The sequence below is a fragment of the Micromonospora sp. D93 genome (assembly GCF_018070365.1).
Classification (GTDB): domain Bacteria; phylum Actinomycetota; class Actinomycetes; order Mycobacteriales; family Micromonosporaceae; genus Micromonospora; species Micromonospora ureilytica.
Genome location: NZ_JAGPXW010000029.1, coordinates 70640 through 96019, shown reverse-complemented (window position 1 = coordinate 96019; position 25380 = coordinate 70640). Strand labels below are relative to the sequence as shown.

The 25380-nt window shown below is 70.3% G+C and carries 23 protein-coding genes and 2 tRNA genes; 9 read left to right on the top strand and 16 right to left on the bottom strand.

What is annotated here, in order from left to right; all coding sequences use genetic code 11:
- The first annotated feature begins 631 nt into the window (after positions 1-631).
- Positions 632-856 (top strand): hypothetical protein, encoded by a 225-nt coding sequence (locus tag KBX71_RS26710; protein ID WP_210820553.1) that lies wholly within the window; start codon positions 632-634, stop codon positions 854-856.
- Between the two features lie 3 nt (positions 857-859).
- Here the strand turns inward: KBX71_RS26710 and KBX71_RS26705 are convergent, their stop codons facing one another.
- From KBX71_RS26705 to KBX71_RS26680, 6 genes are all read right to left on the bottom strand, one after another.
- Entirely contained in the window at positions 860-1657 is a 798-nt protein-coding gene (locus tag KBX71_RS26705) for a carbon-nitrogen hydrolase family protein (protein ID WP_210820552.1), read from the bottom strand.
- Positions 1658-1797: 140 nt separating this feature from the next.
- On the bottom strand, positions 1798-3093 hold the full coding sequence (gene clpX / locus KBX71_RS26700; protein WP_124822673.1) for an ATP-dependent Clp protease ATP-binding subunit ClpX: 1296 nt from the start codon (positions 3091-3093) through the stop codon (positions 1798-1800).
- Between the two features lie 210 nt (positions 3094-3303).
- Positions 3304-3966, bottom strand: coding sequence for an ATP-dependent Clp protease proteolytic subunit (locus KBX71_RS26695; RefSeq protein WP_030333536.1), 663 nt, complete (start codon positions 3964-3966; stop codon positions 3304-3306).
- 10 nt (positions 3967-3976) lie between these two features.
- Entirely contained in the window at positions 3977-4618 is a 642-nt protein-coding gene (locus tag KBX71_RS26690) for an ATP-dependent Clp protease proteolytic subunit (RefSeq protein WP_007464111.1), read from the bottom strand.
- 221 nt (positions 4619-4839) lie between these two features.
- Positions 4840-6186 (bottom strand): trigger factor, encoded by a 1347-nt coding sequence (gene tig, locus KBX71_RS26685; RefSeq protein ID WP_210820551.1) that lies wholly within the window; start codon positions 6184-6186, stop codon positions 4840-4842.
- A 138-nt stretch (positions 6187-6324) separates the two neighbouring features.
- Positions 6325-6398 (bottom strand) — tRNA-Pro (locus KBX71_RS26680).
- A gap of 320 nt (positions 6399-6718) precedes the next feature.
- Here KBX71_RS26680 and KBX71_RS26675 point away from each other — a divergent pair.
- Together KBX71_RS26675 and KBX71_RS26670 are read left to right on the top strand one after the other, a co-directional pair.
- Positions 6719-6792, top strand: a tRNA-Gly gene (locus KBX71_RS26675).
- Positions 6793-6948: 156 nt separating this feature from the next.
- Positions 6949-7341, top strand: a complete 393-nt coding sequence (locus tag KBX71_RS26670) for a hypothetical protein (protein WP_210820550.1) — start codon at positions 6949-6951, stop codon at positions 7339-7341.
- 72 nt (positions 7342-7413) lie between these two features.
- Here the strand turns inward: KBX71_RS26670 and KBX71_RS26665 are convergent, their stop codons facing one another.
- Together KBX71_RS26665 and KBX71_RS26660 are read right to left on the bottom strand one after the other, a co-directional pair.
- Positions 7414-8244: a hypothetical protein gene (locus tag KBX71_RS26665; RefSeq protein WP_210820549.1), complete on the bottom strand. Its 831-nt coding sequence runs from the start codon at positions 8242-8244 to the stop codon at positions 7414-7416.
- Positions 8241-8750: a SigE family RNA polymerase sigma factor gene (locus KBX71_RS26660; RefSeq protein ID WP_210820548.1), complete on the bottom strand. Its 510-nt coding sequence runs from the start codon at positions 8748-8750 to the stop codon at positions 8241-8243. The genes KBX71_RS26665 and KBX71_RS26660 overlap by 4 nt, the downstream gene beginning before the upstream one ends.
- A 185-nt stretch (positions 8751-8935) precedes the next feature.
- Between KBX71_RS26660 and KBX71_RS26655 the strand changes: the two genes are divergently transcribed.
- The 3 genes from KBX71_RS26655 to KBX71_RS26645 all read left to right on the top strand — a co-directional run bounded on the left by KBX71_RS26655 (position 8936) and on the right by KBX71_RS26645 (position 12628).
- Positions 8936-11080, top strand: a complete 2145-nt coding sequence (locus tag KBX71_RS26655) for a M14 family zinc carboxypeptidase (protein WP_210820547.1) — start codon at positions 8936-8938, stop codon at positions 11078-11080.
- Between the two features lie 166 nt (positions 11081-11246).
- Positions 11247-11441: a hypothetical protein gene (locus tag KBX71_RS26650; RefSeq protein WP_210820546.1), complete on the top strand. Its 195-nt coding sequence runs from the start codon at positions 11247-11249 to the stop codon at positions 11439-11441.
- 86 nt (positions 11442-11527) lie between these two features.
- Positions 11528-12628 (top strand): HEXXH motif-containing putative peptide modification protein, encoded by a 1101-nt coding sequence (locus tag KBX71_RS26645; protein ID WP_247684155.1) that lies wholly within the window; start codon positions 11528-11530, stop codon positions 12626-12628.
- Positions 12629-12671: 43 nt separating this feature from the next.
- Here KBX71_RS26645 and fxsT read toward each other — a convergent pair whose 3' ends face one another.
- Genes fxsT through KBX71_RS34335 form a run of 3 tightly spaced genes read right to left on the bottom strand, consistent with a single transcriptional unit; the run spans position 12672 to position 17266 of the window.
- On the bottom strand, positions 12672-15872 hold the full coding sequence (gene fxsT, locus KBX71_RS26640) for an FxSxx-COOH system tetratricopeptide repeat protein (protein WP_210820544.1): 3201 nt from the start codon (positions 15870-15872) through the stop codon (positions 12672-12674).
- The gene (locus KBX71_RS26635) at positions 15869-16834 is read right to left on the bottom strand and encodes a trypsin-like peptidase domain-containing protein (protein ID WP_210820543.1); all 966 of its coding nucleotides are present in this window, start codon (positions 16832-16834) and stop codon (positions 15869-15871) included. Before KBX71_RS26635 ends, fxsT begins: the two co-directional genes overlap by 4 nt.
- A 57-nt stretch (positions 16835-16891) precedes the next feature.
- Entirely contained in the window at positions 16892-17266 is a 375-nt protein-coding gene (locus KBX71_RS34335) for a CU044_2847 family protein (RefSeq protein WP_210820542.1), read from the bottom strand.
- A 130-nt stretch (positions 17267-17396) separates the two neighbouring features.
- Here KBX71_RS34335 and KBX71_RS26625 point away from each other — a divergent pair, with 130 nt between their 5' ends.
- Positions 17397-18161 (top strand): class I SAM-dependent methyltransferase, encoded by a 765-nt coding sequence (locus KBX71_RS26625; protein ID WP_210820541.1) that lies wholly within the window; start codon positions 17397-17399, stop codon positions 18159-18161.
- A 158-nt stretch (positions 18162-18319) separates the two neighbouring features.
- Here the strand turns inward: KBX71_RS26625 and KBX71_RS26620 are convergent, their stop codons facing one another.
- Positions 18320-18865 (bottom strand): hypothetical protein, encoded by a 546-nt coding sequence (locus KBX71_RS26620; RefSeq protein ID WP_196929883.1) that lies wholly within the window; start codon positions 18863-18865, stop codon positions 18320-18322.
- 137 nt (positions 18866-19002) lie between these two features.
- Here KBX71_RS26620 and KBX71_RS26615 point away from each other — a divergent pair, with 137 nt between their 5' ends.
- The gene (locus KBX71_RS26615; protein WP_210820540.1) at positions 19003-19344 is read left to right on the top strand and encodes a hypothetical protein; all 342 of its coding nucleotides are present in this window, start codon (positions 19003-19005) and stop codon (positions 19342-19344) included.
- Between the two features lie 8 nt (positions 19345-19352).
- Here KBX71_RS26615 and KBX71_RS26610 read toward each other — a convergent pair whose 3' ends face one another.
- The 4 genes from KBX71_RS26610 to KBX71_RS26595 all read right to left on the bottom strand — a co-directional run bounded on the left by KBX71_RS26610 (position 19353) and on the right by KBX71_RS26595 (position 22532).
- Positions 19353-19820, bottom strand: coding sequence for a ribose-5-phosphate isomerase (locus tag KBX71_RS26610; protein ID WP_124822664.1), 468 nt, complete (start codon positions 19818-19820; stop codon positions 19353-19355).
- Between the two features lie 87 nt (positions 19821-19907).
- Complete coding sequence (locus tag KBX71_RS26605) at positions 19908-21107, bottom strand: DUF1015 family protein (protein ID WP_210820539.1); 1200 nt, start codon at positions 21105-21107, stop codon at positions 19908-19910.
- Positions 21108-21197: 90 nt separating this feature from the next.
- Positions 21198-21881, bottom strand: a complete 684-nt coding sequence (locus KBX71_RS26600) for a hypothetical protein (protein ID WP_210820538.1) — start codon at positions 21879-21881, stop codon at positions 21198-21200.
- Positions 21882-21905: 24 nt separating this feature from the next.
- Entirely contained in the window at positions 21906-22532 is a 627-nt protein-coding gene (locus tag KBX71_RS26595) for a disulfide bond formation protein DsbA (protein WP_124822662.1), read from the bottom strand.
- A 220-nt stretch (positions 22533-22752) separates the two neighbouring features.
- Between KBX71_RS26595 and pepN the strand changes: the two genes are divergently transcribed.
- Positions 22753-25302, top strand: a complete 2550-nt coding sequence (gene pepN, locus KBX71_RS26590; RefSeq protein WP_210820537.1) for an aminopeptidase N — start codon at positions 22753-22755, stop codon at positions 25300-25302.
- Positions 25303-25380: the final 78 nt, after the last annotated feature.

Genomic DNA, 25380 nt, shown 5'->3' with positions numbered 1-25380 from the left:
AAAAACTGACCAGTCCGGGGTATAAATCATAATTGGCACTGGCTTTACAAGCACCCTGTTGAGTTCTCAAAGAACAACCACACACCGACCAGAAGCCCCACCACAGTGGAACCCATCTCGGGGCTTTTACCGCTCCGCACACCGGCGCTTTCAGCGCCAGGCACTTTTACTACGTTACCCGCTCGTTTCCGCCGTGTCAAACCGATATTTCGCGGTTCGTCGTGCTTCACCCGACATTGCGGATACTCTTACTTGTTCGACTCCACGATGACGCGCGTCGTTTCCGACGTTCGTTTCTGTCGTGGGAAACCGCAGACCGGCCGATCGCCGCTTCGCGGCTCTCTGCCCGGCTCCTGCCGGCTTCAGAACTCTACCCGGTCGGCTTCGCGTTCGCAACCCCGCTTCCGGGGTGTCCCGCACCGCCCGATCCTCAGTCTCGCTCGGCGTTCCCGCCACGAGCCTGGCGCCCGTTCTCGGCCCGTTTGTCCGGCCTCCCCCGTGCAGAGAGAAAGTTACGCGGACAGCCCGGAGAAGGCAAATCAGGGTTCATCACTGGTTCGGGCGAGCCGCCTGCCGCGCTCCTCGGTACAGGCGAGGACGCGGGCCACCTCAACGTGCCAGAGTGTCAGGCATGGATGAGTCCGGGCACGGTTCCAGGGTGTTCGCCGAGCAGGCGCTGCTCGGCCTCATCGGGCCGTTCTGGCAGGTGGTGATCGGTGCGGTCGTGCTGGTCGTACTCGTGCTCTCGGTCGGACGACTGGCCCGACGGGGCAGGTCCCGGATGACCACGGCGCTACTGGTCACCGCAGCGGCCATCGCCGGGTTCGCGGTGATCGGCGTCCTGCTGGAGGGCTGAGGCTCAGAGCCGGCGGTTGGCCAGGCTGGGCAGCTCGGCGCGGATCACGTCGAGCCGATCGAGATCCAGGTCGACGAGGGAGACCCCCGGGCCGTCCGGCACCTGGGCGATGACCGTCCCCCATGGGTCGACCACCATGCTGCGCCCGAAGCAGGTGCGGCCCGGCTCGTGGTCGCCGGTCTGACCGGCCGCCGCCACGAAACACTGGTTCTCGATCGCCCTGGCCCGCAGCAGAACCTCCCAGTGGTCCCGCCCGGTGTGCATCATGAATGCGGCTGGCACCACCAGCAGCTGCGCGCCGCCGTCGGACGCGAGCAACCGGTACAGCTCCGGGAAGCGCAGGTCGTAACAGATCGAGAGGCCGACCCGCAGCCCCTCGACGTCGACCACCACCGGTTGCACCCCGGGCGCGACGCTCGCCGACTCCCGGTAGGAGACCCGGCCGGGGATCTCCACGTCGTACAGATGGATCTTGCGGTAGCTCGCGGCCAGGCTGCCGGAACGGTCGAAGACCAGCGACGTGTTCCAGGTGTGGTCCGGGTCCGGGCCGGCCTCGTGGAATGAGCCGGCTACCAACCAGATCCCGAGCCGCCGGGCGACCCCGGCGAAGAAGCTGCCCACCTCCCCGTCGACCGGCTCCGGTTCGGGCAGCCCAGCGGCGGGACCCAGGTAGTCGACGTACTCCGGGAGGACGGCGAGATCCGCGCCGCCGGCGGCGGCGCGCTCCAGTAGGGCCTCCGCGGCCGCCAGATTGGCCTTACGGTCGTCCCGGGCGTTCAGCTGACAGACGGCGACACGCATGAGCAAAGGGTACGGCTGGAGGGTGCTCACGGACAGCGTCACGATTTGGTCAGCCGCCCGGTTGGTCACGGGCGAGCGGCCGCCGAACACGATCACGCCGGCCGCGTCAGGATCGGACGGCCGGCGTGACGCGGAAAGGATCAGGCGGACTTCTCTTCGCGGTCGCGCCGGGCCCGGCGCCCGGTGAACTCACGCGGCACGATCGTCGGGTTGACGTTCTCCAGGACGACCTCGCGGGTGATCAGCACGCGGGCGGCGTCGGGGTTGCTCGGCACCTCGTACATCGCGGAGAGCAGGACCTCCTCGATGATGGCCCGAAGACCACGGGCACCGGTGCCCCGCAGCATCGCCTGGTCGGCGATGGCTTCCAACGCCGGCTCGTCGAACTCGAGCTCGACACCATCCAGCTCGAACAGGCGCTGGTATTGCCGGACCAGGGCGTTGCGCGGCTCGGTGAGGATCCGTACGAGGGCGCTGCGGTCCAGGCTGCGCACGTTGGTGATCACCGGCAGCCGGCCGACGAACTCGGGGATCAGCCCGAACTTGAGCATGTCCTCCGGCATGACCTGGCTGAAGATGTCGTCGGTCGACCGATCGGACACCGACCGGAGCCGGGCGCCGAAGCCGGTGCCGCCCTGCCCGGTGCGGGACTCGATGATCTGGTCGAGGCCGGCGAACGCGCCACCACAGATGAACAGCACGTTTGTGGTGTCGATCTGGATGAACTCCTGGTGCGGGTGCTTGCGGCCACCCTGCGGCGGCACGTTGGCCGTCGTGCCCTCAAGCATCTTGAGCAGGGCCTGCTGCACACCCTCACCGGAGACGTCCCGCGTGATCGACGGATTTTCCGACTTGCGGGCGATCTTGTCGACCTCGTCGATGTAGATGATGCCGGTCTCGGCGCGCTTGATGTCGTAGTCGGCGGCCTGGATCAGCTTGAGGAGGATGTTCTCCACGTCCTCGCCGACGTAGCCCGCCTCGGTCAGCGCTGTGGCGTCGGCGATGGCGAACGGGACGTTCAACATCCGGGCGAGGGTCTGCGCCAGGTGGGTCTTGCCGCACCCCGTCGGGCCGAGCAGCAGGATGTTGGACTTGGCCAGCTCGACGGCGTCACTGCCGGAGCCGGGCGCGTTGGCCGCCTCGGCCTGGATGCGCTTGTAGTGGTTGTAGACCGCGACCGCGAGCGCCTTCTTGGCCTGATCCTGTCCCACGACGTAGGTGTCGAGGAACTGGCAGATCTCCATCGGCTTGGGAAGCTCTTCCCACTTCACCTCGCCGGACTCGGCCAGCTCCTCTTCGATGATCTCGTTACAGAGATCGATGCACTCGTCGCAGATGTAGACCCCTGGGCCCGCGATGAGCTTCTTGACCTGCTTCTGCGACTTGCCGCAGAAGGAGCATTTCAGTAGGTCGCCGCCGTCACCGATCCGTGCCACCTACGTTCTCCCTGCACTCATCGGCCGGAGACCCGGCCCTGACCTGCGGACGTTGCGCGCCGCCCGGCTTGGTTCGCGCCGCCGGCCGAACCGGCGAAGCGGTACGGACCCGACGTTACCCGCTGGCGGGGCATTCTCCGACCCCCAAAACGGGTGTGTCAGAGGTCGGCCAGGAACTCACGCCCCGGCCAACCTCTGACCCGATACAGCTCAGCGGGCGGCGTTGGCCGCCAGCAGACCCTTCTTACGACTGGTCAGGATCGTGTCGACCAGCCCGTACTCCTTGGACTCCTCGGCCGTCATGATCTTGTCACGGTCGATGTCCTTGCGAACCTGCTCGATCGGGCGGTTGCAGTGGCGGGACAGCATGTCCTCCAGCTGCGTACGCATCCGCAGGATCTCCCGGGCCTGGATCTCGATGTCCGAGCCCTGCCCGTAGCCGCCCTCGGTGGCCGGCTGGTGGATGATGATCCGCGAGTTCGGCAGGGCCATCCGCTTACCCGGAGTGCCCGCCGAGAGCAGCACCGCCGCCGCGCTCGCGGCCTGCCCGAGGCAGACCGTCGAGATGTCCGGACGGACGTACTGCATGGTGTCGTAGATCGCCGTCATGGCGGTGAACGACCCACCCGGCGAGTTGATGTACATGATGATGTCGCGGTCCGGGTCGGTGCCCTCGAGCGTCAGCAGCTGGGCCATCACGTCGTTGGCCGACGCGTCGTCCACCTGGACGCCGAGGAAGATGATCCGGTCCTCGAAGAGCTTGTTGTACGGGTTCGACTCCTTGACCCCGTACGACGTGCGCTCGACGAACGACGGCAGCACGTAGCGGTTGTGCACGGCCGCGAACTGGGGCGGCAGGCTCAGATCGGTCATCGTCAGCTCCTCAGCTCAGGGTCCCGGCGCCATCCGGAACCTGTGCGGCCCCGATGATCACCTTGTCGATGAAGCCGTAGTCCATGGCCTCCTGGGCGGTGAACCAACGGTCCCGGTCCGAGTCGGCCTCGATCTGCGACTGGCTCTGGCCGGTGTGGTGCGCGACCCGCTCCTGGAACATCCGCTTCGTGTAGAGCATCTGCTCCGCCTGGATGGCGATGTCGGACGCCGTGCCGCCCAGACCACCGGACGGCTGGTGCATCATGATCCGTGCGTGGGGCAGGGCGTACCGCTTGCCCTTGGTGCCCGCGCAGAGCAGCAGCTGACCCATTGAGGCAGCCATGCCCATCGCCACGGTCGACACGTCGTTGTCGATGAACTGCATGGTGTCGTAGATCGCCATGCCGGAGTAGACCGAGCCACCCGGCGAGTTGATCCACAGGTTGATGTCGCGGTCCGGGTCCTCCGCGGCGAGCAGCAGCAGCTGCGCGCAGATGCGGTTGGCGACCTGGTCGGTCACCTCACTGCCCAGGAAGATGATGCGTTCCTTGAGCAACCGGTTGTAGACCGAGTCGTCGAGGTTGCCAATGGAGTCGCCACCGCGCGCGTCAATCGCCCGGAGCGACTTCTTGGGGATGTGCATGTCGGTCATGGCAGCCCTTCGCTCTCCGTACCGTCTTTCCCGACACTAACCGCTGTGCGAGGCGGCAGAGTCCCGGTCGGGGCAGTGTTCGCTCTCAGCGCAGCTGTGTCGGGCGTACCCGCGGCGCGGGCTTCCGGGCGTCCCCGGCAGTGCTTGCTGCCCGGGCGTACCCGGAAAGGGAAACGGCCGCCGTCCACCGCTGAGCGGCGGACGGCGGCCGCACCCGACGATCAGTGGTCGTGGTTGTGCTCCGCCTCGTTGGCGGCGCGCAGCGCGTCGAGGGTGATCCCGTTGCCGGCCGAGTCCTTGATCGTGATCTTCTCCATGACGGCCGCGAGGGCCTTGCCCCGCCGCACGTCACCGAAGACCGCTGCGGCCGCGCCGGAGCGCACCAGCTGGTCGTAGTACTGCTGCGGGGCCATCCCGGCACGCTGCGCCCGGTGCACGATCTCGTGCCCGAACTCGTCGTCGGAGACCTGCACGTCCTCCGCGTCGGCAAGCGTGTCCAGCAGGAGCTGGACCTTGACGCCCTCGGTCGCCGCCTCGGTCAGCTCGGCGTCGATCTGCTCCTCGGTCTTGTCCTCGGCCGCGAGGTACTCCTCCATCGAGGCGCCGATCCGCTCCAGCTGGTCGACCATCGCCTGCTTGCGGCTCTCGACCTCCTCGCGGACGACACCCTCCGGGGCCGGGATCTCGGCGGCCTCGACCAGCTCGGCGAGGGCCTTGTCCCGAGCGGCGTAGATCTGCTCGACCTGCTTGCCCTGGTTGACCCGGGCCCGCAGGTCGCCGCGCAGCTCCTCGATCGTGTCGAACTCGCTCGCCATCTGGGCGAACTCGTCGTTCAGCTCCGGCAGCTCCTTCTCCTTGACCGTGCGCACGGTCACCGCCACCTCGGCGTCCCGACCGGCGAAGTCGCCGCCGACCAGCTGGGTGGTGAAGGTGGTGTCGTCACCGGCGGCAAGCCCGACCACGGCCTCGTCCAGGCCCGGCAGGAGCTGCTTGCTGCCCACCTCGTGGGAGATGTTGCTCGCCTGGCCGCCCGGCACGTCCTCGCCGTCGACGGTGGCGTTGAGGTCGATCTGGACGAAGTCGCCCTCGGCGGCGGCCCGCTCGACGGTCTTGAGGGTCGCGAAACGCTCCCGCAGGTTCTTCACCTGCTCGTCGATCTCGGTCTCGTCGATCTGCAGCTCGTCGACGGTCACCTCGATGGTGCTCGCGTCCGGGATGGTGATCTCCGGGCGGACGTCGACCTCGGCCGTGAAGTTCAGCGAGTCACCGTCGTTGAACTCGGTGATCTCGACCTCCGGGCGCCCCAGCGTCTTCAGGTCGTGCTCGCGCACGGCGGCGAGGATGTTCTCCGGGATGGCCTCCTGGACCGCCTCGTTGAGGACGGTGCCCCGGCCCACCCGCTGGTCGATCACCGCGGTCGGCACCTTGCCCCGGCGGAAGCCCGGAACCTGGACCTGCGAACCGATCTCCCGGTACGCCTTCTTGAGGCTCGGCTCGAGCTCGACGAACGGCACCTCGATGGCGAGCCGCACGCGCGTCGGGCTCAGAGTCTCGACGGTGCTCTTCACAGGCGTACTCCTTGACGGATCTCAGTTGAGTCTGGGCGTGATTCAGCCCATCGAGTGTAGGCGAGCCGGCCTGACGCTCCGGCATCGCCCGGGGGCCGCACTGGGCGGCACCCGGGTGGGCCCGGCCGCGGACGACAGTCGGGGTGGCGGGATTTGAACCCACGGCCCCTCGCTCCCAAAGCGAGTGCGCTACCAAGCTGCGCCACACCCCGTGGCGACGTGCAGTCTATGCCGTCGTCACGCCTCAGTCGGTGCCGGGGCATCCCCCACCCGGACAAAACCCCCGAAAACCACAATTCCACCCCGCGGGCTCCGCACCCAGGTCCGCAGGGCGGCTCCAAGATCCGCACAACTTCACTGATGCAGTGGTCTCCGCGCTCCACGAGGCCACTACATCCTGGATGTTGTGCGGATCTTGGGCTGCCGTGCCGCCGGGTCGGGGACGACGCGGCACCGCGGGCGGTGGCGCGGTTACGCGTCGGGCACCGGCATTGGGTACGCTGTGGGCGCGTCCCGTTTCGGCGGGATACACGCGGGCGTAGCTCAATGGTAGAGCTTCAGTCTTCCAAACTGACTACGCGAGTTCGATTCTCGTCGCCCGCTCCAACGCCCTCCGGCCCCAGGTCGGAGGGCATTTTGGTACGCGGCCTGCACCTGTGCGATGCCCGAGCGGGTGCGCGACGACCAGCCGGGGCGCCGGAAGTTCGATGTTCGCCGATACGGCTCCTGTGCAGACGATGGCGGACGGCCGAGACTGTAGCGATGTCATCCGTTGGTGCGGGCGCCCCACGCAGGCAGGTCGTCACTGCCGCTCTGCTCGTCGTCGTCGGTGTGCTGGTCCTCTTCGTCCCGGCCGGTGACGAGGGCAGGGTTCTCGTGCCCATCAGTGAGGGTCACGGGCTGTCCGCCGTGGACGGGGTCGGCGCAGCGCTGCTGACGGCGGGCGGCACCTGGCTGGAGGTGCTGGTGATACGACGCCTGCCGTACCTCGCCCTGCCGCCACGGGCCCTGTTCGCACTCGGCCTGCTGGCCGGTCTCGGCGTGGGGCTCCTGGTCGCCTCGGCCTTCTCGGGATTCTTCTGGTGGTGGGCTGTCGGCGCTGCCACGCTCGGCATTGCCCTCCTCGTCCTCGTGCCCCTCACGGCGCGCCGCTGAGAGAACGGCACGGCCCAGGTGAACGGCACGGTGCCGGCACCTGGGCCTCCTCGGCGAGGCCGAGTTGCCGTGTCACTTCAGGTGGAACCGTTCGTCGACCGCGAGCGAGGCCAACTGCGGCACCGAGAACGGCAGCTTCGTCAACGCCGGCCGGCTCTCGTCCAGCCGCACGCCCTGCGCCACGAAGACCACCACCCCGTCCGGGTGCCGGTACGCCGACCACTGGTCGAGCCGATCATCGCCGCTCGGTCGGGCCACCACGCCGACCCGCGCCGTCCCGACGGTTTCGACCTGGCATTCGCCCCGCATGCCCCAGAATTTCTGGGCCAGGTCGCACGGCTCGGTCGGCAGCTGGTTGCCGGCGGCGTACACCTCGACGATCACGCGCCCGGTGCCCTTGTTCTGTGCCACGGCGACGGAGGAGGAGTAGCTCCACACGTCGACGCCGCCCACCTTGTCCTCGAACTGCGCCTGGTGGGTCCGCAGCGTCCGCTCCTCGGCGGACTGGCTCGACGGGTCCTCCGGCGTGGTGAAGCCGGACGGTATGACCGAGACGGCCTCGCTGAGCAGGTGAGAACCCTGCTCGTACCTGGACCCGGCCCGCGCGGTCCGGTCCTCCTGCGGTTGCCCGTCCGGCCCGGTCGGCCACGGCTCCTTGGTGTCCGGAGAAGCCAGTGGCCCCTGCCCCGCCGGTTGATAGAGGTGGCCGTCCGGAGTGGCGACGGCCGCGAAGCCGGTGACCGCCAGCACGACAGCCACCGAACCGAGGAACGCCCACAGCGCGCGTCGGCGGAAGTGCGTCCGCCGTGCCGCGCCGAGCGCGGCTGTCGTACTCAAGGGTGGTGGTGGGGTTGTCCCCGCCATCTCGCTGCGGAGCCCCTCGCGCAACTCGTCCTCGTTCATCGTTCTCCCATCTCGATCCCGCTGTAGGTGGGTGTCAGGAGGCCGCGCAACGTGTCGAGCCCGCGTGCCGCCTGGCTCTTCACCGTCCCTGGAGAACACTCCAACAGCGCCGCGACGTCCTCGATCGACAGGTCCTCCCAGTACCGCAGAACCAGCACGGCCCGCTGACGCGGCGCCACCCGGGACAGCGCCTGGAGCAGCACCAGTCGGCTCTCCGGCGAGTCCGACGGGGCCGCCTGCTCGGCGTCCTCGCCGCCCACCCGTTCACGCCGCCACCAGCCGCGACGGCGCTCGTCGAGGAAGGTCCGGATCAGGATCTGGCGCACGTAGCTGTCGAGCACCTCGTGCCGGGATACCCGGTTCCAGACCCGGTAGAGCTTGACGAACGCCGTCTGGACCAGGTCTTCGGCACGGTGCCAGTCGCCGCACAGCAGGTACGCGGTGCCGCGCATGACACCGGACCGTGCAGCGAAGTACTCGGCGAACGCCTCGTCGCGATCGCTCATTCAGGCCTCCGATCCCCGTTTCGAGTTAGTCACGCGAGGTCTGGCCCGGAGGGTTGCTCCAGAACTCGCGCAGATGTCACGGGATCAACGGCGGAGGGACGGAGGCGGCACTCTTACCTTGACAGGTGTCGATCTGTGCACTGGTGTAAGGACCAAGCACATCGACGTCCGTCACAGGAGGGCACATGATCGTCCGACGACGGTGGACAGCTGCAGCCACCACAGTGATCCTGTTCAGCGCAGTGTTGTCCCATCCCGCTTCCGCAGCGGCGGCACCCGCGGCCCCGGCCGCGCCGATCACTCTGAGCGCCACCGAAACCGCACTGGTCCGAGTCCAGCTCCGCGACCAGGCCCAGCTGGACCGGCTCGTCGCCACCGGCGCGGACCTGGCCAACCGGCCCCGAGCGCGGGACGGCCGGATCATCGCCGACCTGGTGCTCAGCGGCACACAGCTCGCCGAACTGACCGCCCAGGGCGCGACGGCCGTGCAGATCGTGCAACGCGCCGGGGACGGGAACCGGCACTACGTCGACAGCGTCCGCGCGGCCCAGGCCCGCACCGCCGCCGGACTGCGCACGCCGGCCCCCGGCCAGCGGTCCAGCACCGCTGCCGTGGACACCCTCCAGGTGCAGCAGGCGTACTGGTGGACGACGACCGGACAGACCTTCCTGCAGGCCCAGGTGGCCACCACCGCAACCGACGACCCGGATGTGGAGATCACCGTCAGTTGGCGGACGGCGGACGGCGCCACCGGCTCGTTCCCGCTGTTCCGATTCGAGGACTCCGGCGAGTACCAGTACCACTACGCCCTCCCCCAGCCGGTGCCGAGCCGACCGGTTCAGCTGAGCGCCACCTCCAGCCTCGGCGGGGTCAGCCGGGCGATCACGCCGACGCTCTGGCCGAATGCCTCCCCACCGCCGCTGCCGACCGGCTACCAGAAGAACTTCATCGACGCGTACCTGACGCCCGTGGACATCCAGGCACGGATCAAGCGGTTGGCCCGCCAGTACCGGGACCTGGTGGAGGTGATCGACCTACCGAACAAGACCCAGGGCTATCGGCGCACCGCCGCCGCGTACCTGGGCGACCCGGCCGTGGCGGCGGTGGTGGTCGAGTCGGTCCGCTTCGGCGACCAGAACATGAACGGCGTACAGGTGCGGACGGTCGACCCGGGCCGGGCGAACCGGCCACTGACCGTCGGCTACCGCGACCGCGTCCTCACCGTGTCGCTGGCCACCGACACCGCCGGCAAGACGGTGAGCACCACCGACGAGGTAGCGGCGGCGATCAACGCCCGTCAACCGGACCGGTTCCGGGCCACTGTCGAGGACGGCTCGGCCGGGTTGCCGATGCCCGTCGCCGGCCCCACCCGACTCGACGACGGCCTCCAGGGCACCGAGGTGCCCGCACGGCCGTGGACGGTGCAGGCGCTACGCCTCGGCGTACACCGGGACGGCTCCCGGGTCGGGGTGCTCGCGTACTCCCAGGAACACGCCCGGGAGTGGGCCACCCCGCTGGTGACGCTGGAGTTCGCCGAGCGGATGCTGGCCAACGCCCGGACCGACCCGGCCACCCGTGAGCTGCTGGAGCAGGTCGACATCTTCGTCATCCCGACGGTCAACCCGGACGGCGCGAACTACTCGTTCAACGACTTCAACTTCCAGCGCAAGAATCTCGTCAACCACTGCACCGGGGCGGCCCGCGACCCGAAGAACCGCACCTCGTGGGGCGTCGACATCAACCGCAACTACACCGTCGGGTCGTTCTTCGACGGCTACGTGGGCGCCAGCGCCAACTGCCTGTCCGGCACCTTCGCGGGCACGGCCGAGCTGTCCGAGGCGGAGAGCCGCAACGTGATCACGCTCGCCGAGGACCACCCGAACATCAAGTTCGCGATGAACGTGCACTCCTACGGCGGGTACTTCATGTGGCCGCCGGGGGCGTACCGGGCCGACGGTAGGGTCACCCTGCCGCGACCGTCGATCGACGAGTCGACGCTGTTCCTCAACAGCGCCCGGCGGATCGTCGGCGCCATCGCACAGGAGCGCGGCACCGTCACCTGGCCGTCGCAGACGGGACCTGTCGCCGACGTGCTCTACTCCGCCGCCGGCAACTCGGCCGACCAGCTCTACTACGAGCTGGGCATCTTCGCCTGGGATTTCGAGGTCGGCAACGACCTGTGGAACCCGGCGACCAACCAGTGGGAGGGCGTCGGCTTCCAGCCGCCGTTCGACGAGGCGCACGGCGAGTCCCAGGAGTACGCCGGCGGTCTGGTGGAGATGGTCCGGGTGGCCCGCGACTACGCCGCCGCCGAGGCGGCCGCCGACTGACCCACGGCTCTCGTACCGCCGCCGGCCGCAATCCGGCGGCGGTACGAGGTGCCCGGCCTGTCGTGGCTCAGCGCCGACCGCGAGCGGTGACGGACGGTAAGCCGATGGTGATCACAGACGTAGACGTGTTTTCATGTCAGCACGCCTGCGCCAACCCGGGACATCGATGACTGAGCAACCCGCACCTGATCACCTCGTTGTGGTCGACGTGTTGACGCAGGGCCTGAGCCACCTGCTACGCGACGAGGATCCGGAACTGGCCCGATGGATCGAGGAACTGGTCGCGACACTGAAGACTCCGCGGCAGACGACGCTGTCCGGCTGGAACAGCTTCCTCGACCCCGGCGCCGACTCCACCTGACCCGGTCGGAGTTCACACGCCTGGCCGACGGCCGGGCAGGCCCCGCTTCCATCCGCGGTCTGCGGCACGCACAACGCAACCGCACGATGCTCGTCCTCAAGGGCCTCGCCGATCGGGACGACGCCCTGGCGGCGTCGGCGCACCTACTCGGCCACGCCCACCGCCTCGACCCCGCCGCCGTGGACGTGCTGCTCGATCACCCGTGGCTGGCCGTCTGGGCGATCGATCGCGTCCGGCACGGCACCACCGGTCGACCGGACTACCTTCCGTTCGCGGCGCTCGCGGCGGCCAGCCTCAGTGGTTGGTCGGACGCCGCGGTGCCGGTCACACCGTGTGCGGGGCTGGTGCCCGTGCCGGGCCTCGGGGTGGTGCGCCGACCCGGCGGCAGCACGACCGTGACGCCTGCCGACCTGAGCGGGCGACAGTGGACGCCCATCCGCTGGTGGCGCTTCACCGACCAGAGGGTCACCCTCGACCTCCGCGTCGACGACCTGGACCCCTACCGCGACTGCTTCGGTCTGCCGGTCGCCGCCCGGCTCTCCCCACCCCGGGCCGCGGCGTTGGAACGGTCCGTCGGGCACGCCTGGCACCTGCTCGTCGCGTACGCCCCGACGCACGCCGCCGAGGTGGCCGCCGGGATCAGCACGTTCGTGCCACTGGCCGACGGCACCGAGCGCGGGCACAGCGTCACGCACGCCGACGCCTTCGGCGCGTTCGCCGCCGACGCCGATCTCGACCCGGTGGACCTGGCCGTGACGATGGTGCACGAGCTGCAACACAGCAAACTCAACGCCGTCCTCGGCCTGGTTCAGCTCTACGAACCGACCGACCCGGTGCGGTACTTCGCGCCCTGGCGTCCCGACCCCCGCCCGATCGGCGGGCTGCTGCACGGCACGTACGCGTTCACTGCCGTCGCCGAGGTGTGGGCCGCGCTGCGCGCCCATCCGGACCTGGCGGCCCAGGCCACCGCGCGGTTCGCGGTGGTACGGGCGCAACTGGAGCGCGCCCTTGTCGAACTCGGCCGGGCCGGAAGCCTCACCTCGGCCGGGCGCCTCTGGGCGGATCGCCTGACCGAACGGATCGGTCAGCTGGCCGCCGTGCCGGTGCCGGCGGCCGCTGACGCCGCCGCACGGCGGGAGGTGGCGGAGGCCGAGCGCACCCGTCTACCGACGATCACCACCGGATGAACCCGCGACTCGCCCACGGCCGTCACCGCCGCCGAACGAGGCGTCAGGTCAGCCCGACGGTTTCGATGTCGCACTCGATGCGGCGTTGACCCCGCGCGGCGTCCACCTCCGGATGATCCGGCCCGAACAACGCCTCCAGCGCCGCGGCAGCCTCGTCGAGCAGCTCGCGGCCCCGAACCTCCTCGCCGACCTCGATCAGATCGACCGACGCGTTGACCGCACAGTAGAGCGTGTACGGATGCCCCGGCCCCCGCAGACGACGCGAGTCCTCAAGGATTGTCGCGGAGAGCACCTGCGCCTGCTCCAGCCGGTGCGACCGGACCAGGTTGATCGCCTGCGCGGAGCGCGCGCTCAGCAGGTACGGATGGGTGGGCGGCAGCGCCTCGCCCATCGCCTGCAAGGTGGCCGCACCCAGCTCCCGCGCCTCACGGTCGAAGTTGCGAGCACGCAGGATCACACCGAGGTTGACCGCGGCGCAGAGCGTGACCGGATGCCGCTCCCCGAAGACGGCTCGGAAGGTGGCGTGCCCCTGGGCGGCCAGGGCGTACGCCTGGGTCGCGTCGCCCGCTGCGCGCATGGCGTTGGCGCAGGTCATGCCCGCCTCCGCGGTCAGCACATGGTCGGTCCCGAAACGGCGTGTCACCAGCCGGTAGTTGGCCGCGCCCTCGGTCACGGCGGCGTCGAGTCGCCCCGTCTTGCGCAGGCAGGCGATGTGGATGCAGGTGGCGCGCAGCACGGTGAGGTGCTCGGCGCCCAGCAGCGAACGCTGCACCGGCAGGGAGCTGTCCAGCAGTTCCAACGCGTCGGCGTACCGGCCCAGGAGGTAGAGGTCGCGCGCCTGGGCCTCCTGGGCCAGCACCAGCGCATAGGTGCCGTCCTCCGCGGCCGCACCGGCGTGCCGTGCCACTTCGAGGTTGAGCTGGTACGCCCCTTCGAAGTCACCGATCAGGCGAAGGTTGATCGCCATCGAGTTCATCACCCGCAGCGTGCTCGGATGCCCGTCGCCGAGCACCCGACGGTGCACGTCGAGGTTGCGCCGGTCCAGGTCGGCGGCGGCCACGAAGTCGCCGATCCGCCGCAGGTCAGCGCCGACGCTGTTCGCCGCGCCCAGGGTGTACTCGTGCTCCTCACCGAGGCTCGTCCGCATCCGCTCCAGTGCCTCAAGGCCGAACTCGGCCGCGCGCGGGTCGGCGAGTAGCCGCAGGGCGTCCGCGTACCGTCGCATCGCCAGCAGGGTCAGCGGGTCGCCGCTGCGCTCGCCGTTCGGACCGGGCTGGTCCCAGGCGGCCAGGATCTCCTCGGCGAAGTCCCGACAGCCTTCGAAGTCACCCAGGTTGTAGATGTAGCGCAGCTGGTCCATCGCCGTCCGGCGGGCGTCGAGGTCACCGTGGATCAGGCCGGCGACGCGGACGTGTGGCGCGATGTCGGCGTGGCGGGGCCAGGTGCTCCGGTCGTCGGGGAAGCCCGGGTTCGCGGCGGCCAGCAGCCGGCGGGCGTTCGTCAGCGGGCTGTCGTCGCCCTGCTCGGCGAGCCCTTCTCGGAGGACCGCCTGCACCAGCCGGTGCACCTGCACATGTCGGCCGGCGTTGTCCGCCTTCGCGAGCCCGAGCGACGCCAGTTGCCGGATGGCGCGGGCTATGTCGTTGCGCTCCTGGAGGCTGGTGCGCAGCGGTTCGTCCAACCCGGCGCGGCGCCCCTCCCAGAGCAGGCGCATCGGGACCGGGTCGGGGCTGAGGAAGGCGAGTAGCTGGATCAGCTGCGCGGCGGCGGGATTCTGCTCGCGAACCGCGGCGAGCGCCATCGACACCACTGTCAACACGGTGCCCCGGTACTGCCGGGGCTGCCCCTCGCCCAGCAGCTCCCGGGCGTGTTCCTTCAGGTCGACGAGGTATTCGTCGACCGACGACAGCATGGTGAGCAGCCAACTGGCGGCCTGTTCCAGGGCCAGTGGCAGGTCGCCGAGCTCCGCGGCGAGCCGGCGGGCGTCGTCAGGGGTGGTCGCGGGACGCCGCTTGAGCAGCAGTTCCACGCTCTCGGCCCGGGTAAACACGTCGACGTCCAGGGTCAGGGCAGTCGCCGACCAGGCCATGTTCCGCGACGTGACGAGGACGTGGCCGCGTTCGCCGACGAGGTTCGACGAGGGCATGAGCGGGGCCAGCTCGTGCGGGTCGTCGGCGTTGTCGTAGACCAGCAGCCAACTGAGCGAACTCGTCGACAGGGAGTCGAGCACCGTCCGCACGGTCTGCTCCAGGCTGGCGCTCGCCGCCAGGCCGAGGCGCTCGCCGAGGGCCGCGATCGAGGTACGCAGCGCACTGAGATCCTCGGCGGCCATCCACCAGATCAGCTGGTAACGGTCCGCGTACCGGTAGGCGAACTCGACAGCGAGCTGGGTCTTGCCGACCCCACCGACACCGCGCAGTGCCGCTTCCGGCAGCACCGAGGCCCGGTGCTGTGACGAGAGCAGCTCGTCGAGCGCGACGAGTTGCTTCTCCCGGCCGGTGAAGTACAGGTTGCGCGGTGGGACGCCGCCCCGAATGAGAGTTCGGGATCGTTGGGGCGTCGTCTCCTCGATGATGATCGTCCTGCGCATGTCGGATTCAGGTTCCTCTCCACCGGCCTCGGCCGGTGCCGCCTGGTGCGGGGATCGTAGCGACGTCCAGTGCGCCTTCGCAGCCACGCGCACATCGTCGAGGTCGGCGGCGCTCAACTGCAGGGCCGCCGCCGCATCCCGCAACCACTGCTCCAACGGCTTCTCGCCCGACTCGAGGCCGGCGAGGACCAGGCCCGCAAGCGCCACGGCGGCCGGAGCCCGCCAGTCACCCGCCGGTTGCCAGCCGACGGCGGCCACCAGGCCGGGCAGGTCGTCCGGTGACAACTGACGATCCGCGACCGCCGCGGCGGCCCCGGTCACCACCTCGGTCGGGACGTCAGTGAGCAACTGCGCGAGGCGCCAGGAGAGGTGGATCTGGTGGGCGGAGACGACCGCGGCGGCGCCCGGGTGGAAGTTGCCGATGACCTGCAACAGCGTGGACAGGCCCCGGGGCTCCTGCGCGCAGGCGCGCACGATGAGGTAGACGTCGTAGCGGACCTCGGGGTGCCGGGGCACCGACAGTGGCTTACGCAGCTCCCCCTCGACCTCGTCGAGGTAGAGCGCACGAGTCTTTCCGTCGTTGATCGAGCTCATCGACAGCAGCGCGTCGCAGATGGCTTGCACCTGGGCGTTCGGCATCCGGGGCGTCGTCACCGATTGTCCTCCGTACCGGTCAGCAGACCGAGGCTCTCGGCAAGGTCACGGAAGGCCCGCAGTGGCTGACTCGCCGACCCTTCCGTCAACAGCAGGACGCGATAGAGCGCCGCGATCCCATCCTCGTATTCTAAGCCCGTCCGAATCAGGCCGAACATGTCGAGACCCAATGGTCCGAATGGGTTCACCATCCGACTGATGTGCGGTGGCAACGACTGAATGACCAATTGACGGCTGTCGGGGTGCCGGAGTACCGGGATTTCCTCCAGCAGTCGGGCCAGCGCCATCTTCTGCGCGAATGAGAGCGGCCCGGGTGCCGCCCGGACAACGGCCGGCAGCGGGCCGGACGGCAGCAGGGCAGGCGGCAACAGGCCCGGCGGCAACAGGGCACGCCACTGCCCGACCGGCAGCATCCAGGCGACCAACTGCTGGCCGACGCTCGTGCGGGCAAGCACCATGCCCACCACGGCACCATCCGGGGCGTACACCCCGGAACCACTGAACCCCCTGTCGACTCCCGCCGTGGCGGAGGAGATTCGGTCGAGTTGGCGCCACCCGGTGCTCGCGTCGACCGGCCCGACGGCCCGCGCCACCACCATGACGGACGCCGGGGTGTTGGCCGGAAAACCCACGATCCGCACGTCGAACTCGTCGTCGCCGCGATCGGCCAGGGTGGCCGGGGTGGACGGCAGCGGTGTGGCGCAGCGCAGGACCGCCAGGTCGCCGTCGCCCGCCGGGCCGACACCCCGCGACCAGGTCACCTCGGCGGCGACCAGGGTGCCGGGGTGGCTCGGTGTGTCGACGAGCAACCCGGGCCGGTCCGCCGCCCCGGTGCCGTCGTCGACGACATGCCAGCAGGTCAGCACCAGGTCGGCGGTCAGTTGGATACCCGCGCCGACGACCGACGAGGAGGGGCCGCCGTGTATCCGTACCCGGCCGGCGAGCGACCGGGCGCCGGCCATCAGTGCTCCGCCGACCACTCGACCCGGGCGGTCGGCAGCCGGCGGCCGGCGCTGCGGTCAGTCATGCGCGACGGTCTCCTGCGCGACGGCCCCGTCCTCGCCCTGCGACGGCAGAGCGGCGGGGACGCCCGACGTCCAGATCAGCTTGACCTTGAGGTGGCCCTGCGCGCTGGTGCGGGCGACGACGGCGCCGGCCTCCGCGGTGAGGGTGACGCCGATCTCGACCTCCACCTGGTCGGGGCGCACCGACACCCCCCGGACCACGCCCAGCGCCGCGTCGAGCGCCGGCTTGATCTGGGCCAGTGCCATTTCCAGCGTCTGCCGGGCGGGGCGGATGCGGTCGAGCAGACCGACCCGTTCCAGATCGCTGCCAGCGTGTTCCTCGACGAGCAGAACGCCCTGATCAGTCTCGAAACGCAGAAGATCCGCCACGTGACAAATTCTCGCCGAAAGATCGTTCGGAATCGGTGTCAGATCACTGACAGGAGTCATTGCGTGCACCCTGTGCCGACACGTGGCACTTTTGCTTGCCATCACCACTGCGGCCTGTCAGCCTGGCGGAATGCAGGACACGGCAACCTTCGAGGATCTGCTCCGCGAAGGCGCTGACGCATCCGTGGACGGTTGGGACTTTTCCTGGTTCGACGGCCGCGCGACAGAACAGCGGCCGTCCTGGGGATATCTGAAACTCATGGCAGCCCAGATGAGGGTGGCCCGCGCCGCTCTGGACATCCAGACCGGCGGCGGCGAGGTGCTCTCCGAGGTGCCAGCACTTCCACAGGTGACCGTGGCCACCGAACACTGGCCGCCCAACCTCCAACTGGCCCGGCGCGCGCTCGAACCGCGCGGCGTGCGGGTGGTCGACGTCGCCGAGGACGCCCCGTTCCCGTTTCCCGACGAGACGTTCGACCTGGTGGTGAGCCGCCATCCCAACGTCGTGCTCTGGGACGAGATCGCGCGGGTGCTCACACCCGGCGGGCGGTACCTGGCCCAGCAGATCGGCCCCGGCTCGAACCGGGAGCTGGCGCAGTTCCTCACCGGTCCCCGTGAGATCGGCGACGAACGCAGTCCGGCCCGCGCCGCCGCCGGCGCGCAGGCCGCCGGCCTGGTCGTCGACGAGTTGCGGCACGAAGCGCTGCCGACCACCTTCAACGACGTCGCAGCGGTGGTGCACTTCCTCCGCAAGGTCATCTGGACGGTGCCGGACTTCACCGTGGACCGCTACCGGGCCCGCCTCGTCGATCTGCACGACCACATCCGTCGACACGGTCCGTTCGTGGCCCACGCCCAGCGCATCCTGGTCCGCGCGCACAAACCCGAGCACTGACCCGAACGGGTACCAGTCGGACCGGCCGGCCACGGATGAACCGCGGCCGGCCGGGTAAGCGGCAACCTTGCCTGGTGGGGAGACGACCGGTGTCGCGGCGTGCCGCGACCGGGCGCACGGGCGGGCGGCGCAGGCCGGCCCGCCCGGCGTTCCCCGGATCAGTTCGAGGAGATCCAGTTCCAGGCCGAGACGACCCACTCGGTCTGCTGGAGCCACGCCACACCGAGGCCCACGAGGAACACCGCCGTCGCCAGGTGGGCACCTCGGGCGCTGCGCCGGACCCGGCCCAACTGCCGTTCCAGCACCACCCGGCCGACCAGCCGGAACAGGGCGAACAGGCCGACCGCCACCAGCAGGCTGAGCACCAGCACCAGCAGCGGGCCGCTCAGATCACCCTGGCCGGACAGCGCCCAGATCCCCCAGCACACGAACGCGAAGAGACCGGCTGCCGCGCTCCACTCACCGCCACGCCGCAGTTGCGCCATCCGCGAGCTCAGCGAACGGCGTGGCGCCGGCTCGCCGGGCCAGCCGGTGCCGGTCGGCTCCTGCTCGACCACCGGGAACGGCTCCGTCCGCGGGGTCCGCGGCTGACCCACCGGAGCGACGCCCCGGCGGAACCCGTCGCGCTGCGGCGGCACCCCGACGCCGGCCTGCGGTGGCACCTCCACGGTCCGCTCCGCCCACGGCTGCGTCTGGTCTGCCATCTTGCTCCCCCTGACCGACGGCAACAGCACCGCCTGGATTCGAGGGTATCCAGCCGGCAAATCGGTCGCCGACCCCGGCCGGGAGGCGAGGGCACGCGACGGTGCCGGATCAAACCCGCGCAGGGTACGGTCGGCTGATGGGTGACCCCGACCGACGACGGCGACGGCTGCGCCACCACGCCGACCCCGAGAGTGCCAAACCGGGTGCCGACGGCCCGACGGCCAGCACCCCGGTCGTGCACGACGGTGACGACCCGCCGCCCCGACGCAGGAGCGCGGGCGGCGACGAGCGTGACGGCGAGCGGGGGCTGCGCGGGTTGGTCGGTTCCGGTTCGTCCCAGGTGGGGCTGAGCGCCGCCCTACGGGCCCGGGATGCGGCCCGCCCCACCGACGACGACCTTGCCGAGGCGGAGGCGCGGGTGGTGGTCGTCCGTCGAAACTGGGTGCCCCGCGAGGAGTTGCCCCGCTCGCCGCGCTGAGCGACGCGTCAGGGCAGGACTGGCAACTCCCGGGTCCGCTCGTACTCGGCCACCTGGGCGATCCGACGCGCGTGCCGCTCGTTGCCGGAGAATGGCGTGTTCAGGAACGCCTCGACGATGCCGGTCGCCTCGTCGAGCGTGTGCTGGCGTGCACCGATCGCGACCACGTTCGCGTCGTTGTGCTGGCGGGACAGCTGAGCGGTCTCGACGCTCCAGGCCAGCGCGGCGCGGACGCCGGCGACCTTGTTCGCGGCGATCTGCTCACCGTTGCCCGAGCCACCGATGACCACTCCCAGGCCCGTCTCGTCGGCCACCACCTGATCGCCAGTGTGCAGGCAGAACGTGGGGTAGTCGTCGTCCGGGTCATAGCCGTGCGGGCCGACGTCGACAACGTCGTACCCCTGCATGGCCAGGTGATTGGCCAGGTGCACCTTCAACTCGAAACCGGCGTGATCGGATCCCAGATAGACGCGCATACCGGGCAGTCTGTCAGGCCGCGCTCGGGGACGTCACAGGGGCGGCGTCCCCGAGCCGAGTTCGTCACACGGTCGTGGGGATGGCGCTCAACGCGGCAGCTCGGCGACGACCAGACCGCCGCGCGCCTTCGGGGTGAACCAGGTGCTCTTGCGGGGCATCTTCTCCCTGGCCAGGTTGACCGCGACGAAATCCGCCACGGTCACCGGAGCAATCAGGATGGCCAACTCGGCCCGCCCGGCGTCGACCTCACCGGTGAGCCAGCTCGCCGGGTAGTCACCGCCGACGTAGGTGATCCGCTTGTCGCCCGGGTCCAGACCGAGAGCGTCGCGCAACACCAGCCGCTCGACCAGTGCGTGGTCCAGGTTTTCCAGGCCGGCCGAGGCGGTGGCGGGCAGACGCACCGCGTACCCCTGGCCGTCGAGGCGGAGGTGCACGGTGCCGCCGGCCGTCGGGACCTCGACGGGGCCGTCGACCGGCTCGACCTCGGCGCCCGCGGCCCGCAGCCGGTCGAGCAGCTCGGCCGGCGTGGTGGTCAGCTCGCTGACCAGCCGGTTGTACGGCTGGATGGCCACCGACGCGGGGGTGGTGACCACGGCCAGGAAGCGCGGCAGCCCCCCGGTCTGCGCGGCCAGGCTGCGGTGGTTGCCGTCCGCGACGACCAGATCCCCGCCACCGGCGAGAGCGGTGAGCGTGGCCTGCTCCGGGCCGGGGCCGAGCAGCCAGATGGCGTGCGTGCGCCCCGCCTGGTCGGTGTCCGTCGCGGCGGGCGCGCCGGCCGTGTCGGTCGCCGCCGCGAGCGCGGCGTGCAGCTCGTCGCCACGCCCGGTCTGCAGCAGGAGTACGGGCGAGAGCAGGTGGCCCAGCGCGTCGGCCAACGCCACGCGCTCGCGCACCTTGGCGATGAAGACGTCCTCGTTGCGGATGACGAGGCCCGGCTCGTCCGCCCGGGTGGAGATCTGGTCGGTGTCCACCATCGCGAACAGCCCGTACGCCGGCTCCTCGCCGGGTGCGCTGATCCGGTAGAGCACCACCACCTGCTCGGCGGGGGTGTAACTGCCGTCGGCCTTGGCCTCGGCGAAGCGGGCCACCGCGTCCGGCAGCGCGTCGAGGAACGACTTGCCCAGGCTCTGCGGGGCGCGGTGCGGCATCTCGATGCCGAGAGCACTGTGCGGGTTCGACTCGATGATCGCGGTGATCTCCGCGTCGTCGGCGAACTCGTCGTAGTTTTGCGCGCCGGTGCCGCCAGTGGTGACCCAGGCCCGGGTGATCGGATGCACGACCGTCATGCCCACTGACGCTACCGGCGACGGTGTCGCCGCCGACGGGGACCCGCAGGGCGTCCACCAGATGAAAGCGCCGGGTCGGACCCGGGTGGGTCAGCCGGCGCGGTCGGAGGTGCCCCGGCGGTGCCTACCCGCGCTGACCGGCCCACCGTTGCCGCGTCGACCGGTCCCGATCGGCCCGGTGTTCAGGGCGCGGCGGGGCGACGCGGGCGGCCCCGGCACGGGACGGTCGGGAGGAGGCGTCGGAACGGGCCGTGGGCTCAGCGGCGGCGTCGGCACCGGGCGCGGAGGAGCCGGCGCCGGCGGCGGGGGCGCCGGTTCGGCCGGTGCCGCCCCCGACGGCACCAGCGCCGGAACATCGGTCGGCACGGCGTCGACTGGCGACGGCAGCGGGTCGACGGACGCGGGCGGAGTGAGCCGGGAGGTCACCGGGACCCGCGCCACGCCCACCACGATGGGCGGCGCGAGCAGATCCACCAGGTGGGCGGGTAGGTCCGGGCGGACCGTCGGCCAGCGGGAGTCGTCAACGGACCAGTAGTCCGCGCCGGGAGTCTCGATCACCCCCTGCCGGGTCAACTGATCATCACCGGACGCGCGGTGCTTGGCCATCGGGGTTGCCTCCACGAACTGCGGCGCGCGGCCCTGCGGGTCGCTGCGGCGGACACCGAGGGAAACGACGCCGCCCGCCTCCCGGTGACGCCACGACCGTCCGCAGACCTCGGCGCCGCACTCGGCGTCCGACCCGAAACGCCCCCGTCCGCTCAGCTGACGAAGCACGGACGGGGGCGCGGTGGTCGTTCCTCAGTCGAAGATCGGGTCCTGCTCACGGGTGCGCTTGAGCTCGTAGAAGCCCGGGGTGCCGGCGACCAGCAGCACACCGTCCCAGAGTCGGCCGGCGGCCTCCCCCTTCGGAGCCGGAGTGATCACCGGGCCGAAGAACGCGACAGGGGTGCCGTCCGGGCCGGGCGCGTGCACGACCGGAGTGCCCACGTCCTGCCCGACCGGGCGCATGCCCGCCTCGTGGCTGGCCCGCAGCGCCTCGTCGTAGTCGGTGCTGTCGGCGGCCGCGGCCAGCGCCGGGTCGAGGCCGGCCTCGGTGAGCGCGGCGACGTACAACTCCTGATTTCGCTCCTGCTTCTGCAGGTGGATCCGGGTGCCGAGCGCGGTGTACAGCGGGCGCAGCACCTCATTGCCGTGGCGCTGCTCGGCGGCGATGCAGACCCGCACCGGGCCCCACGCGGTCTTCAGGAACTCCTTGTAGTCCTCGGTCAGCCCGTCCCGGCCGTCGTTGAGCACAGCCAGGCTCATCACGTGGAAACGGATGTCCACGTTTCGGATCTGCTCGACCTCAAGCAGCCAGCGGGAGGTGATCCATGCCCACGGGCAGGCCGGGTCGAACCACATGTCGGCGGTGACACGTTCGGTCACTGTGAGATCCCTTCGCGACGGGTGGCGCCGGCGGTCGGCGTCTCCAGAGAATCTTCACCCCGCAGCGCATCGACCGGCACCCGAATGAGAGCGTGACCTCGGCCACCGCGGGCTGCCCGTACATGGAAGACTCGAATCGGGCCGGCCGTCACGAGCGGTAGGCGAACGGGCGCCGCCGGGCGTACGGCGACATGTGGGATGGAGACGAACAGTGCCGGGAGTGCGCAACCTGACGCAGGTCGAGGCGACCGAGCGGGCACGCCTGCTCAACGTGACGGGGTATGACATCAGTCTGGACCTGTCCACCGCCGTGCTGGCGGCCGACGGCCGCACGTTCAGGTCGACGACCGAGGTTCGGTTCCGCTGCTCCGAACCGGGCGCGAGCACATTCATCGAGTTGGCCGCCGAGTCGGTGCGGTCCGCGACGCTGAACGGCACGCCCGTCGACCTCTCCGACTGGTCGGCCGAGAAGGGCCTGACCCTGTCCGGGTTGGCCAGCGACAACGTGCTGGTGGTCGAGGCCGACTTCGGTTACTCCAACAGCGGGCAGGGTCTGCACCGGACGGTCGACCCGGTAGACGGCGAGACGTACCTCTACAGCCAGTTCGAGACGGCCGACGCGCAGCGGGTGTACGCCTGCTTCGACCAACCCGACCTGAAGAGCGTCTACACCTGGCACGTCACGGTGCCGGCGCACTGGCGGGCGGTGTCCAACATGCCGGTGCAGCGCGAGGAGCCGGCGGGTGACGCGCTCAAGACGCTGCACTTCACCGAGTCGCCCCGGATGAGCACCTACATCACAGCGATGTGCGCCGGGCCGTACCACGAGGTGCGCGACGCTCACGACGGCATCGACCTGGGTGTGTTCTGTCGGGCGTCAATGGCTCAGTACCTCGACTCCGACGACCTGTTCCTGATCACCAAGCAGGGCTTCGACTTCTTCCACGAGAAGTTCGGCGTGCGCTACCCGCTGCCGAAGTACGACCAGCTCTGGGTGCCCGACTTCAACGCCGGCGCGATGGAGAACTTCGGTTGCGTGACGCACGCCGAGTCGCACTACCTGTTCCGCTCGCAGGTCACCGACTTCGAGTACGAGCAGCGGGCCAACACGATCCTGCACGAACTGGCCCACATGTGGTTCGGTGACCTGGTCACCATGCGCTGGTGGAACGACCTGTGGCTGAACGAGTCGTTCGCCGAGTGGGCCAGCCACTGGTGCAACACCAACGCGACCCGCTTCACCGAGGCGTGGACGACCTTCCTGTCCATCCGGAAAAACTGGGGCTACCGGCAGGACCAGCTCTCCTCCACCCACCCGGTCTACACGGAGATGCCGGACATGGAGGCCGTGGAGGTCAACTTCGACGGCATCACCTACGCCAAGGGCGCGAGCGTGCTCAAGCAGCTCGTCGCGTACGTGGGTGAGGAGCCGTTCGTGGCCGGGCTGCGGGCCTACTTCGGCAAGCACGCCTGGGGCAACGCCACCTTCGACGACCTGCTCACCGAGTTGGAGGCCGCATCCGGTCGGGAGCTGCGCAAGTTCGCCGCGCAGTGGTTGGAGACCGCGCAGGTCAACACGCTGCGGCCGGAGGTGACCATCGGGGCGGACGGCACGTACGAGCAGGTGCTGGTGCGGCAGGAGGCGCCGGCGGCGTACCCGACGCTGCGGACGCACCGGATCGGCGTGGGCCTGTACGACCTGACCGGCGGGCGGCTGGCCCGTCGTGAGCGGTACGAGGTGGACGTGACCGGCGAGCACACCGATCTCGCCCCGCTGCGTGGCGTCCGGGCCGCCGACGTGTTGCTGCTCAACGACGACGACCTCAGCTACACCAAGCTGCGCCTCGACGACCGCTCGATGGCGACAGTGGTGCAGCACATCGGTGGCTTCGACTCGTCGCTGGCCCGCGCCCTCTGCTGGACCGCCGCCTGGGACATGATCCGCGACGCCGAGCTGTCCGCCCGCGACTACGTGGCGCTGACGCTGAGCGGGCTGCCCGCGGAGACCGACATCAACCTCGTCACCGCCACCCTGCGGCAGGCGACCACCGCGCTCACCCTGTACGCCGACCCGGCCTGGGCGCCGACCGGCTGGGCCGACCTGGCCCGTACCGCCCGCGACGCGCTCGCCGCCGCCGAGCCCGGCAGCGGGTTCCAGTTGGCCTGGGCCCGTGCCTTCACGTCGGCGGTCCGCTCCGAGGAAGACCTGGCGACGTTGCGCGGTTGGCTGGACGGCACCGGGATGCCGGCCGGGCTGACCGTGGACACCGAGCTGCGCTGGTCGGTCCTCGCCGCGCTGGTGGCCAACGGCGCCGCCGGCACGGCCGAGATCGAGGCGGAGCTGAGCAGCGACCGCACGGCCAGCGGCGAGCGGGAGGCCGCGTACGCGCACGCGTTGATGCCGACGGCCGAGAACAAGGCCGCCGTGTGGGCCCTGCTCACCGGCCCGGACGCGCTGCCCAACTGGCGGCACCGGGCGCTGTTGCAGGGCTTCGCCCACCCGGCGCAGGTGGAGCTGGTCACCCCGTACCGGGAGCGCTACTTCGCTGCGGTCGGGCAGGTGTGGGCCACTCGGGACAGCGAGCCGGCACAGGAGTTCGCCCAGCTGGCGTACCCGACCTACCTGGTGGAGGACGACACGGTCGCGGCCACCGACGCGTGGCTGGCCGGTGACGGGCACCCCGCCCCGCTGCGTCGGCTGGTGGCCGAGGGCCGCGACGGTGTGGTGCGGGCGCTGAAGGCCCGCGCGAAGGACGCCCAGAGCGCCTGAGCAGCGTTGTCCGGGGCCGGCGTGGGTGTGAGCCCGCGCCGGCCTTGGACGTTATCGTGGCGGGGGGAGGTGGACGTG

What these genes read in the sequence shown, in the direction of transcription:
- KBX71_RS26660 (WP_210820548.1), bottom strand. Translation starts at nt 8,750, where the DNA reads ATGAGCGATCGCGACGAGGCGTTCGCCGAGTACTTCGCTGCACGGTCC.
- KBX71_RS26695 (WP_030333536.1), bottom strand. Translation starts at nt 3,966, where the DNA reads ATGACCGATCTGAGCCTGCCGCCCCAGTTCGCGGCCGTGCACAACCGC.
- KBX71_RS26710 (WP_210820553.1), top strand. Translation starts at nt 632, where the DNA reads ATGGATGAGTCCGGGCACGGTTCCAGGGTGTTCGCCGAGCAGGCGCTG.
- KBX71_RS26655 (WP_210820547.1), top strand. Translation starts at nt 8,936, where the DNA reads ATGATCGTCCGACGACGGTGGACAGCTGCAGCCACCACAGTGATCCTG.
- KBX71_RS26635 (WP_210820543.1), bottom strand. Translation starts at nt 16,834, where the DNA reads ATGGCCGGCGCCCGGTCGCTCGCCGGCCGGGTACGGATACACGGCGGC.
- KBX71_RS26625 (WP_210820541.1), top strand. Translation starts at nt 17,397, where the DNA reads ATGCAGGACACGGCAACCTTCGAGGATCTGCTCCGCGAAGGCGCTGAC.
- KBX71_RS26620 (WP_196929883.1), bottom strand. Translation starts at nt 18,865, where the DNA reads ATGGCAGACCAGACGCAGCCGTGGGCGGAGCGGACCGTGGAGGTGCCA.
- KBX71_RS26650 (WP_210820546.1), top strand. Translation starts at nt 11,247, where the DNA reads ATGACTGAGCAACCCGCACCTGATCACCTCGTTGTGGTCGACGTGTTG.
- KBX71_RS26605 (WP_210820539.1), bottom strand. Translation starts at nt 21,107, where the DNA reads ATGACGGTCGTGCATCCGATCACCCGGGCCTGGGTCACCACTGGCGGC.
- KBX71_RS26670 (WP_210820550.1), top strand. Translation starts at nt 6,949, where the DNA reads ATGTCATCCGTTGGTGCGGGCGCCCCACGCAGGCAGGTCGTCACTGCC.
- KBX71_RS26705 (WP_210820552.1), bottom strand. Translation starts at nt 1,657, where the DNA reads ATGCGTGTCGCCGTCTGTCAGCTGAACGCCCGGGACGACCGTAAGGCC.
- KBX71_RS26615 (WP_210820540.1), top strand. Translation starts at nt 19,003, where the DNA reads ATGGGTGACCCCGACCGACGACGGCGACGGCTGCGCCACCACGCCGAC.
- KBX71_RS26665 (WP_210820549.1), bottom strand. Translation starts at nt 8,244, where the DNA reads ATGAACGAGGACGAGTTGCGCGAGGGGCTCCGCAGCGAGATGGCGGGG.
- KBX71_RS26690 (WP_007464111.1), bottom strand. Translation starts at nt 4,618, where the DNA reads ATGACCGACATGCACATCCCCAAGAAGTCGCTCCGGGCGATTGACGCG.
- KBX71_RS26645 (WP_247684155.1), top strand. Translation starts at nt 11,528, where the DNA reads ATGCTCGTCCTCAAGGGCCTCGCCGATCGGGACGACGCCCTGGCGGCG.
- KBX71_RS26610 (WP_124822664.1), bottom strand. Translation starts at nt 19,820, where the DNA reads ATGCGCGTCTATCTGGGATCCGATCACGCCGGTTTCGAGTTGAAGGTG.